At 63.9% G+C, this 10,802-nt stretch carries 9 protein-coding genes; 1 reads left to right on the top strand and 8 read right to left on the bottom strand.

Annotated features, from left to right (window positions below):
- Positions 1-29: 29 nt before the first annotated feature.
- The gene (locus tag JNO50_RS03180) at positions 30-1,451 is read right to left on the bottom strand and encodes an anthranilate synthase component I family protein (protein WP_215796474.1); all 1,422 of its coding nucleotides are present in this window, start codon (positions 1,449-1,451) and stop codon (positions 30-32) included.
- Positions 1,451-2,020: an anthranilate synthase component II gene (locus JNO50_RS03185; protein ID WP_215796475.1), complete on the bottom strand. Its 570-nt coding sequence runs from the start codon at positions 2,018-2,020 to the stop codon at positions 1,451-1,453. The genes JNO50_RS03180 and JNO50_RS03185 overlap by 1 nt, the downstream gene beginning before the upstream one ends.
- A 383-nt stretch (positions 2,021-2,403) precedes the next feature.
- Between JNO50_RS03185 and JNO50_RS03190 the strand changes: the two genes are divergently transcribed.
- Positions 2,404-5,424: an ankyrin repeat domain-containing protein gene (locus JNO50_RS03190; protein ID WP_189533387.1), complete on the top strand. Its 3,021-nt coding sequence runs from the start codon at positions 2,404-2,406 to the stop codon at positions 5,422-5,424.
- Between the two features lie 264 nt (positions 5,425-5,688).
- Here JNO50_RS03190 and groL read toward each other — a convergent pair whose 3' ends face one another.
- The 6 genes from groL to JNO50_RS03220 form a co-directional block, all read right to left on the bottom strand.
- Positions 5,689-7,305 carry a chaperonin GroEL gene (gene groL / locus JNO50_RS03195; protein WP_189533384.1) on the bottom strand — a complete coding sequence of 539 codons (1,617 nt, stop codon included), beginning with the start codon at positions 7,303-7,305 and terminating at the stop codon, positions 5,689-5,691.
- 29 nt (positions 7,306-7,334) lie between these two features.
- Positions 7,335-7,652 carry a co-chaperone GroES gene (locus JNO50_RS03200; RefSeq protein ID WP_189533383.1) on the bottom strand — a complete coding sequence of 106 codons (318 nt, stop codon included), beginning with the start codon at positions 7,650-7,652 and terminating at the stop codon, positions 7,335-7,337.
- A gap of 166 nt (positions 7,653-7,818) precedes the next feature.
- Positions 7,819-8,445 carry a diguanylate cyclase gene (locus tag JNO50_RS03205; RefSeq protein ID WP_189533381.1) on the bottom strand — a complete coding sequence of 209 codons (627 nt, stop codon included), beginning with the start codon at positions 8,443-8,445 and terminating at the stop codon, positions 7,819-7,821.
- A 71-nt stretch (positions 8,446-8,516) separates the two neighbouring features.
- Positions 8,517-10,049: a cryptochrome/deoxyribodipyrimidine photo-lyase family protein gene (locus JNO50_RS03210; protein ID WP_189533379.1), complete on the bottom strand. Its 1,533-nt coding sequence runs from the start codon at positions 10,047-10,049 to the stop codon at positions 8,517-8,519.
- A complete protein-coding gene (locus tag JNO50_RS03215; RefSeq protein ID WP_189533377.1) occupies positions 10,046-10,273 on the bottom strand; it encodes a TIGR02450 family Trp-rich protein in 228 nt (75 codons plus the stop codon). Before JNO50_RS03215 ends, JNO50_RS03210 begins: the two co-directional genes overlap by 4 nt.
- Entirely contained in the window at positions 10,260-10,796 is a 537-nt protein-coding gene (locus JNO50_RS03220; RefSeq protein ID WP_189533375.1) for a lipocalin family protein, read from the bottom strand. The genes JNO50_RS03215 and JNO50_RS03220 overlap by 14 nt, the downstream gene beginning before the upstream one ends.
- Positions 10,797-10,802: the final 6 nt, after the last annotated feature.

The raw sequence follows: 10,802 nt of genomic DNA on the forward strand, positions 1-10,802 counted from the left end.
CGGTGTTGACCGGGCAAGCCGTTGTTGTTTTACCCGCTGGAACTCAGACCGGGCGCGATCACGCTGAAGGGGGCGCGCGCTTTTAGCAGAACCTCTTCGTATTCCGCCTCCGGATCCGACAGTTGGGTGATGGCGCCACCGACGCCGAGTTCGGCCTGGCCCGAATGGCAAACGAGCGTGCGGATCACGATATTCAGGTCTGCGGTGCGGTTCAGTGACAGATAGCCGATCGCCCCCGAGTAAATGCCCCGTGGCGTCGTTTCCAGTTGCGCGAGAATTTCGAGGGTGCGCTTCTTGGGCGCGCCTGTCATCGATCCGCCGGGAAAACAGTGCCGAACGCACTCGATGGGTGTGCCGGCGAGCTTTCCGCGGATGGTGGAGACCAATTGGTGCACGGTGGCGTAGCTTTCCACCTCCATCAGTCCGGGCACTTCGATGGAACCCGGTTCGCAGCTTCGTGCCAAATCGTTGCGCAAGAGATCCACGATCATCAGGTTTTCGCTGAAAAAGCGCGGGTCGGTCTTGAGCGCATCGATATGCGCCCGGTCGGTCTGCGGATCGTCGCTGCGCGGCAGCGTGCCCTTGATCGGACGGGCCCGGACGTAGCCATTTTGATCGATACGCAGGAAACATTCGGGCGAACTGCACAGTACGGCATAGTCGGGCGTGCGCAGAAAGCAGGCGTAAGGAGCGGGATTGACCCGGCGCAGGCGCAAATAGGCGTCCAGCGGAGCGAATGTCTCGGATAGCGGCATCGTCAGCTTGGTGGTCAGGCAGATCTCGTACGATTCGCCATCGGCGATGGCGCGCTTGCAGCGGCGGATTTTATCGAGATACGCCGCTTTGCTGTCATTGAGCCAGGTCTCCATCCGGACCTCCTCTGCGCTCGGCGGAAGAGGGGCGAGTGTCACTGGCGGCAGGTGGCGCAAGCGGTTAGCGGTATCGCGCAACCATTGGTGCGCAGGCTCCGCGTCGCCGGTGTGCAGGCAGACGAGGTGGATGCGCCCGAGGTGATGGTCGTAGGCGAGAAACCGGTCGGCAAACAGAAAATGGGCATCCGGCAAGGGCGTGTCGTGTGCCGGAACGTTTTGGGTTTCTGCCATCAGTTCGTAACCGAAATACCCGACATAGCCGCCGCAAAAATCAAAGGGAAGGGCGGGGTCTCCGACCAGTTCGCTTTGCTGAAGCCGCGTGTCCAGGATCTGAAAAACATCGCCTTCGATGGCGCGCGGGGGGGCGCCTGTCCACTCGCTCCGGCCACCGCGCCGGTAGCGCAGGGCATGGCTGAGGGGGCCCCGATCGTCTCCCATGAACGAAAAACGGGCCGTGCGCGGATCCGGGCGGCTGGAGTCGAGCCAGAAAGCGTGGGGCGCGCCGGCGAACAGTCCGTGAAAAATCTGCTCCGGGGGCATGGCGGTGTCCAGCCATTCGGTCAGCACGTGGTAGCGCATCACAGCATCCTTGCGAAGTTTTGAATCAGTGCCGGGCCGTGCTCCGAACAAATGGATTCGGGATGGAACTGCACCCCGACAAGCGGACGGCTGCGGTGCCGCAAAGCCATGATGAGACCTTGCGCGTTCCAGGCCGTGGCCTCAAGGCAATCGGGAAGGGGGGAGGCGACCATCAACGAGTGATAGCGCACCGCTGAAAACCCGTCCGGAATTCCGTGAAACAGCCCCTGCCCGGTATGGTGAATGCGGTCCGTCAATCCGTGCACCGGTTCGGGCGCATGGCGGATAACGCCTCCGAAATGGTGCGCGATGCCCTGATGCCCCAGGCACACCCCCAGCACCGGCACGGAGGATAAGGCGATGGCATCCCGGGAAAGTCCAAAATCCCTGTGATTGGCCGGATGGCCCGGTCCGGGCGAGATGACGATACCGTCATAGCGGCCGGCGATGGCCTCATAGCCGGCCGCATTATTGGCAAGCACATCGGCCTTGATGCCGACAGCCTGATAGATCAGGTTGAACAGGTTATAGGTGAACGAGTCGTAATTGTCGATGATCAGCAATTTCATGCCCTATCCTGTCAGGAAACGCCCGGCAAGCCAAGATCGAATCGAAACCATTTTCCATGTACTTGTCGTGAATGGCCGTTGAAGCTGCCGTCGCGCTCCTGTTCCATCGTGTCGGCGTGTTCCTTACCTGGCTGTTTGCGCTATGAAACCATGCTCGGCAACGGGAATCCTGTCGCTTGACCCCTGTATGGGAGCAAGGGAAGATCGTTGTTTTCGCCACTTTTCGATGGCGAATGCGAATCTTATGCCATTCAAATCAAGTCGGACTTTTCCATGAGCGCGGAGTGCCAAAGGCCGTCCATGCGGATGGCCGCACTGTGCCGAATGATGCGCGCAGTCCATACCCGGCGGGAACAGTCAGGAACACAATGAAAAGCAACAGAATGCAATCCCTTGTACAGCGCCCGATGCCGCGAGGCGGATATTTTTCCCCGGTCCCCCTCCGGTTGACCGTCCTGCTTGCCGCCACCCTTTCGTGGTTGGTTCCGGTGATGGCCGAACCCAAGGGCTCCGTACCGCCGACGGCGGCCGAATGCGATTGCGCCGATCCCTACCGGACATACACCCGGGAGCCGACCGAAGAGGTGAAGGCGCTGTTCCGGGCGGCGGAGGAGGGGGATGAGGCCCGCTTTACCGAACTGATCGCTGGCGTTCCGGATATCGCCGAGTACGCGGTCAAGGGACGGCCCTTGCTTGACGTGTTGCTGTCGCTTTCGCCCGGACTGCTTCCCGCCAAGGAGCACTGGACCGCCTGGTGGAACTGGCCGGAGAGCCGCAAGCGGAATATCGAGGCGGCTCACAAGGCGATGCTGCCGGCCAGGACGCGGATGCTCGCGCTCGCGCTCCGGCACGGCGCCAGCGCGCGGGATGTCGCCTACTATGCGCGACGGCCGCCCCTGCATTCCGCCCTGGTCTGGGGAACCCCGGAAATGGTCGGGCTGCTGCTCGCGCACGGAGCCGATGCCAACCAGATCGGCGAGAACGGGCAAACCGCGCTGGAGTTGTTGCTGGATCCGGAGTTTTCCCGGCACGCGGGATTCCGCCCCGCGTTTGTTTCTGCCGTGGACCGCAGCGCGATGATCGGCATGCTCATCAAGGCCGGAGCGCGGCGTCCTTTCTCATCGCTGGACGACAAGGGAACCTCAGGACGCCCCGCCGCGGATGCCCTGCTTTGGCCGGCGCTGGCGGCGATGACGCGCGGAGAGACGCCGATGGAGCAGTTGTCCGCGCTGGGCACGCGCCCGGCGGTGGAGGACGGCAAGGACAAAACGCTGGCGATGGCGGCCCGTACCGGAAACCTGGGCGGGCTGCGCTGGCTCAAGCCGCGCATGCCACGGATGACGACGCTTGCGCGCTGGCATTCCGGCGGCTGGAAAACAGAGCCTTTCGACTTGTGGATGAAGGCGGCCAGCTGGGCCGTGTATCCGCATACGCGATTCGGCGCGCCGGGCGCGAGCCGGGACGAGATCCTGAACGCGTTGATCGTCCGGGACATGCCATGGCTTCAGGTCAATGAATTGTCGAGCCGGGAATGGGACACGATGGAGCCTGACGCGTTGTCGTTCCCGAGCGCCGGTACCACCTTGCTGCACCATCTTGTGCACGCCGGCGCCGGAACATGGGTCGAGCGTGTGGTGAGTCTGGGCGCGCCGGTGGACGGAGCGCCGGGAAACAGCCAGACCCCGCTGGCGCAGGCCGTGCGCGATGACAACCTGCCGATGGTGCGCCGCCTGCTTGCGCTGGGGGCGAATCCGCTTGGCGGCAACCTGAAAAAGTCGCCGCTATTCGAAATCGTCGCACCAGAACCGAACTGGCGTGAGGAGACCGCCGAGGAGAAAGCGCGCAAGGGGAAGATTCGCCGGGAGATGCTGGAACAGATGGTGGCCAGATTGACTCCAGAGCAGAAAACGTCGCTCGCACAGCCGGAGAATTCACCGTTCAAAGAACTTCTTGGCGGCTATCGTGACCCGGACGGCTCTCTGGTTCGTGCCCTGCTGACGGCCGGCTTGCCTTTGCCGCCGCTGGACAGCAGCGTGATCAACAGCGCCTTGCATTCCTCCGATCCGGAGTTGATCACGCTTTTGCTCGATCATGGTCTGCGTGTGAAGGAACAGGAAAAGACCGACTATCCGGTGCTGATCGCGGCGCGTGGCCGTCCGGATCTGATGGCGCGGCTAATGGATGCCGGCGCGAATCCGAACGCGCCGGACAAGAACGGATGGAGTGCGGTTGCCTGGGTGGTTCGACGCGGCGATGTCGCGGGTCTGGATCTGCTGCTGTCCAGGGGCGGGCGTCTCGAGTCCGCTGTCGCCGGCAGGCGAATGGATGCGCTGCATGAACTGGCCGTCCGCTCCGGCAGCGAGGCGATGCTGGCCCGCCTGAAACTGCAGTCGGCCGATCTGTCCTCGCTGTGTTTCGCGGAAAAATGGGGGCTGGTTTCGATTGTGCTCGATAGCAGCGAGAGCTATTGGTCCCGGTTGTGGCGGCAGGGGTTCGGCAAGGCATCGGGGGCGGCCTGCCCGTCGGCGTCCAGCAGCGAGCGCTTGCTGGACGCGGTGCTGTCCGATGCCGAAGGATACGAAGCGGGGTGGAGCGGTGAGCGTCTGAGCCGCCGCCTGGCCCAGATGATCAAACGCGCGCCGATCCCGCCGTCGCGCGGCCGGGCGATGATGGCCTCGGCGGTCGCGGCCGGGAGGCTGGACGTGGTTCATGCCTTGAGGCGGGCGGGCTTCGCCTTGCCCCCTCCGGAACGAAAAACCTCGATTGTGGCCCCTCTCACCACGGCGCAGCGCCGTGCGATGGGCAAGCTCGCGGGAAACTACTATCTGCGTGGCATGCGCGAGGTGGGGTCGCAGATTCGTCTGAATCCGGACGGCCGCTTTGCGTTCATGCTGTCCTACGGTTCGTACGACCGGAATGCCCGCGGTCAATGGCGCCTGAAAGGCGATGATATCGAGTTTCACACCCCGGCGGTGGCCGAGGCGCCCGATTGGCGGCCTTTCCGGCGAATCGAAGGCTCCGGCGAGAGCGCCCCGGTACCTGCCGGCCGGTTCCGGGTGCGGGTTCAGTACCAGGAGCGGCCGATCGACGGGGTTACCGTGACGGCGCTGGGCTGCGCCGCGCCGCAGCGCGATACGGGTCGGACCAGCGATGGACTTTGGGACGGGCTGGTCGACGGTCCGCTGTGCCAGATCGTGTTGCGCCATGCGAGCCTTCAGGGAGGCAAGCCCTATGTGTACGAAGTTCCCCCGGCGGAACGTCCGGCGAACCCGCGCGATTTTGTTTTCGAGGTCGTGCCGGGCAAGCAGGATGCCGAGCAGTCGTTCAATGTCCGGATGAAACGGGAAGACGGCGCCCTGATCTGGCTGAATGAAACACAACGTTTCCATTACGTCCGGGAATGATCGAAAGGGCCAGCGACCGGGCCGTCGGGTATGGCTTTGCTGGTCGCTTCGGCATTGGAGCGGTTAAATTTATCGTTGCCGATATCGCTTTGTCAATTTGGCGGTGGCCACTTCCCGAATGGGCGGATGATCGGCGCATCGCGCGGCCACAGGGCGGACAACAGACGTAGCGGGATCGTCGCGCCTTGCCCGGGGCACGCGTAGAGGATAAAAAAACCCGCGCTCGCGCGCGGGCAATGGACGAAGAAGGCGCTGACCGGCGGGTCAGTAATCCAGCTCGGCCGGGGCCTTGGCTTTGCTGTCCTGCGCTGCCTCGGCCACGGTGGCGTCGGTGGTCAGGATCAGGCCGGCGATGGAAGCGGCGTTTTGCAGCGCGGTGCGCGTGACTTTGGTCGGGTCGATGACGCCCATTTCCACCAGGTCGCCGAACTGTCCGCTGGCGGCGTTATAGCCGTGGTTACCCTTGCCTTCCAGAACCTTGTTGACGATGACCGACGGCTCGTCGCCGGCATTGGCGGCGATGGCGCGCAGCGGCGCTTCCAACGCGCGCAGCACGATCTGGATACCGGCATTCTGATCGGCGTTGTCGCCCCTCAGTTCCCCGATATGAGCGCGGGCGCGCAGCAAGGCCACGCCGCCACCGGCGACGATGCCTTCTTCCACCGCGGCGCGGGTGGCGTGCAGCGCGTCGTCGACACGGTCTTTTTTCTCTTTCATTTCCACTTCGGTGACCGCGCCGATACGGATCACCGCCACGCCGCCGGACAGCTTGGCGACACGCTCCTGCAGTTTCTCGCGGTCATAGTCGCTGGTGGCCGCGTCGATCTGGGCGCGGATGGCGTGCACGCGCGCATCGATCCTCGCCTTGTCGCCGGCGCCGTCGATGATGGTGGTGTGTTCCTTGGCGATTTCCACGCGTTTGGCGCTGCCCAGTTCGGCCAGGCCGGCTTTTTCCAGCGTGTGCCCGGTTTCCTCGGCGATCACCGTGCCGCCGGTGAGGATGGCGATGTCTTCCAGCATCGCCTTGCGGCGGTCGCCGAAGCCCGGCGCCTTCACGGCGGCCACCTTCAGGATGCCGCGCATGCTGTTCACCACCAGGGTGGCCAGCGCTTCGCCTTCCACGTCTTCGGCGATGATCAGCAACGGCTTGCCGGCCTTGGCCACCAGCTCGAGCACCGGCAGCAGGTCGCGAATGGCGCTGATCTTCTTGTCGCAGAGCAGCACCAGCGGGTTGTCCAGCACGGCGATCTGTTTTTCCGGGTCGGAAATGAAATAGGGCGACAGATAGCCGCGGTCGAACTGCATGCCTTCCACCACGGCCAGTTCATTATCCAGCGACTTGCCATCCTCCACCGTGATCACGCCTTCCTTGCCCACTTTGTCCATGGCATCGGCGATGATCTTGCCAATGGCCTCGTCGGAGTTGGCCGACAGCGCCGCCACCTGGGCGGTTTCCTTGCGATTGGTTACCGGTTTGGACAACGTTTGCAGTTCTTTCACTACGGCATTGACGGCCTTGTCGATGCCTCGTTTCAGGTCCATCGGATTCATGCCGGAGGCCACGTACTTCATGCCTTCCTGCACGATGGCCTGGGCCAGCACGGTGGCGGTGGTGGTGCCATCGCCGGCCACGTCGGCGGTCTTGGACGCCACTTCCTTCACCATCTGCGCGCCCATGTTCTCGAACGGATCCTTCAGCTCGATTTCCCTGGCGACCGACACGCCGTCCTTGGTAATGTGCGGCGCGCCGAAGCTGCGGGCCAGCAGTACATTGCGGCCCTTCGGACCGAGAGTGACCTTGACGGCATCGGCCAGCACATTGACGCCATTGACGATGCGTTCACGGGCGTTGTCGTGGAAGCGGACTTCTTTCGCAGCCATGGTTTAACTCCTGTGATGTAGGGGGACAATCAAGCAGCCTTGCGGCCGGACTCGGATGCGCCTTCGATCACGCCGAAGACGTCTTCTTCGCGCAGCACCAGGTATTCCTGGTCGTCAAGCTTGACGGCCTGGCCGCCGTACTTGCCGAACAGCACCAGATCGCCCACTTTCACCTGCATGGGCAACAAGCTGCCGTCCTGCAGGCGCTTGCCCTGACCGACCGCCAGCACTTCTCCTTGCTCGGGCTTTTCGGTGGCGCTATCGGGGATGACGATGCCGGAGGCTGTCTGGCGGACCTTTTCGAGCCGCTTGACGATAATCCGGTCGTGCAGAGGACGGATTTGCATATCAATCTCCTGTGCGATTCAGATCATGGGAAACGGTATGTGGGACCGGCCAGGCGCAGGGGGAAAAGGCCCGCGCTTGCCGGTCAAAGGCAGCCTGAGTGGCTGACGAATGACCAAATAAGGGCGGGGAAAAATCTTTTCAAGAGGTTTTTTTCGGAAAAATGCGCTACACAATAATGCGTTCGATGCGGCCGAAACGGTATTCGGTGCGGGACGCCTTGCCGCCGCGGCAAGCGCGCGGCGCGAGCGGGCATGGGGGCGAGCGCCGACCTTCTTCGCTCAGCGTGTCATCCTCGGTGAGTTCGCGCCACAGACCGCCATGCACCGGACGGAACTGCCAGGAAACATAGCCACGGCGAGCCGCCAGCTGCATGAGTTCGGGGCCGTTGGGCGCTTCGGCCACCACGCTTTCCTGGCCGTCGACAGGCGGCAAGTCGCCGAACGCCTGGCGGCAGGCCAGCTCTTCGCTCGCGGCGGCGCCGAGGGTGTTGCAGCCGCGCCGTTCATCGCGCAGCAGGTTCCACGCACCCAGTTGCCAGGCCGTATCCAGAATCTCTTCTTCCACACTCGCCAAAACGAACCATCTGCGGGGCAGTTGCAATACCGACACCGGCACCTGCCGCCAAGGCGCGATGTCCGGCCGGTCGCGGCCGGGGTCGGATTTGCGCAAGCCATGCCAATGCAGCATCAATAGCAGCGGCGTGTCGGGCAAGGGAACGGCACTGAGGCTGACCGCGAATAACGGCAGGCGCATATGGCGGATCTGGGCGGACACGGTATCGAACAACTCCATGGCGACACTCCATGACAATGGACGCGAAGACATGCCTTAACAATAAAAACAATGCCCGACAGAGGCAAGCGCTACCAGTCCAGTCGCAGTTGGGTCAGGTTCCGCTCGGCGCCGGCGCGTGATTTGCCCGGGGTGCCTTTGCGGGAGCCGTGTTTTTCGATAATCGCCGCCTTGCCCGCGCGCACGTCCGCCTCGCGCCGGAGCGCATGCACCCGGGCCTTGGCCTGACGGGTGGCGAGTTGCAGATCCACGATCGGACGCGGAATATCCACTCCGACGATCACGCCGCAGCGTCGCTGCACGTCATCCGGCATTCGCCAGGGTTCGAACAGCCATGTGTCCGGCACCCGACGCAACGGGGGTAGCCAACGCCGCACGAAGCGTCCCTCCGGATCTTGATCGCGCCCCTGTTTGAGAGGGTTGTAGACGCGGGTGACGTTGATACCGGTGGTGCCGGATTGCATTTGCAACTGGCTCCAGTGTATTCCCGGCTCGTAATCGAGAAACTCCCTCGCCAGCCATATTCCGACCGGACGCCAATGCAGCCACAGCGGATAGGCCGCCACCGAGACCAGCATCGCCCTCATGCGGAAGTTGAGCCAACCACTGGCGTGCAGCATGGCCACACAGGCGTCGACCAATGGCCAGCCGGTGCGCCCCTCGCGCAGGGCGGTGAAGCGCGCTTCGTCCCATTCGTGTTCGCGTAGTCCGTCGTAGCCTCGATGCAGGTTGCGCCACTCCAGTTCCGGCTCGGTTTCCAGTTTCTGGATGAAGTGGCAATGCCAGTGCAGGCGCGACAGGAAGGCGCGCAATCCCTGTTTTTGCCACTGCGCCTCCGGTCCCAGCAATACCAGCCTGCGGCAGGTGGCCTGATAGACTTCGCGCAGGCTAAGGCAGCCATGGCTCAGGTAGGGCGACAGGCGCGAGCAGGCTTCTTCCGCCAGCAGTGGCGAAGAAATGCCGCCGCGGTAATGGCGGCTGCGTTCATGCAGAAAACTGTCCAGCGCGGCGATCCCCGCCCGTCTGCCGCCAGTTTGCCGCAACGGCGGGTTCCAATCGTCCAGTCCCAGACTTGACGGCGTCGGCCACGGATCACTGGTGACAGGCACGGTGGCGAAGCGGCATGCCGGTGCCGGCAGGACGGGTTCTTCCATCAACGCCCGCCATTGCCGTTCCCAGCCGTCACGGCAGGGCAGCGCCCGCACGACACCGAATTGCCGCGGTTGATGCCAGGGAATGCCTTTGGCGCGGCACCAGGCGGCGACCGCCCTGTCCCGGGCAAAGCTTGCCGCGTTGCCGGTTTCCTGGTGCGACCACAGTGCGGCGAACGGCGCGACCCGGTGCAGGCGCTCCAGCATCGTCACCGCCTCGCCGCACAGGAGCAGCACGCCGCCGCCTCGCGCCGCCAGCGAGCGTTGCAGATCGTCGAGGCATTCGCGGGCGAAAAGATAATGCTGGCAGGCGGCGTCAGGTTCGGACCACAGGGAGGGCTCGATCAGATACAGGCAGAGCACCGGTCCCGCCGCTGCGGCATGACAGAGCGCAGCATGGTCATGGAGCCGCAGGTCGCGCTTGAACCAAACCACTTGCAAGCCGGCGCTCATGCCCATCCCTGAAGCCATTGACTTGCGTCGCACAGCGCCCGCCACGGCAATTCTTGCTGGCGGCCGGTGTAAACGGCCTCCAGTGTGACCGTTTCCACCGGTCCGTCCGGTGTGGCGCGGCCCAGCGCCACCACCAGGAAATGCTTCTCCTTGTTTCTCGGCGCGGCGGCGGTCCATTTGCTCAGCCGCAATTTTTCCGGATTGAGCCGCCTAGTTGTCGTCACGGTCCTGCCTCACCCAGATCAGTTGCTCGGCGGGTACGCCCAGCCTCGCCGCAACCGCCAGCAAGGCGGGCCTGGCGGCGGGGGCGGGCTGTTTGTCGCGCGACAGCAGCCACAGATAGTCCTTGTCCGGCCCGACCACCACCGCCCAGCGGTAGCCGGGGTCCAGCGCCGCCACGTGGTAGCCGCCGTAGAACGGTCCGAAGAACGACACCCGCAACGAGGCTACATCGGCGGGGCCGTTGAACCAGGCTTTGCCCACGGCTTCGCGCCAACGGGCGGCGGACGCGTCAAAACCGCGGTTGAGCACGCGGATGCTGCCGTCGGCGTTGCGGCTGTAGTCGGCGCTCACCGCCTGCAGGCCGCGTTCGAAACGGTGATCGAGCCGGGCGATTTCATACCAGCGGCCCTGGTAGCGCTGCAGCTGGAATCCCTGCACCGGCGCGATGCCGGAAGGTGGCGCGGTGACGCAGCCGGCGAGCGGCAGCAGGGTAAGGATGAGCAGGGTTAGAGGTTTTTTCGACATATCAGA

Source organism: Paludibacterium paludis, from assembly GCF_018802605.1.
GTDB classification, from domain to species: domain Bacteria; phylum Pseudomonadota; class Gammaproteobacteria; order Burkholderiales; family Chromobacteriaceae; genus Paludibacterium; species Paludibacterium paludis.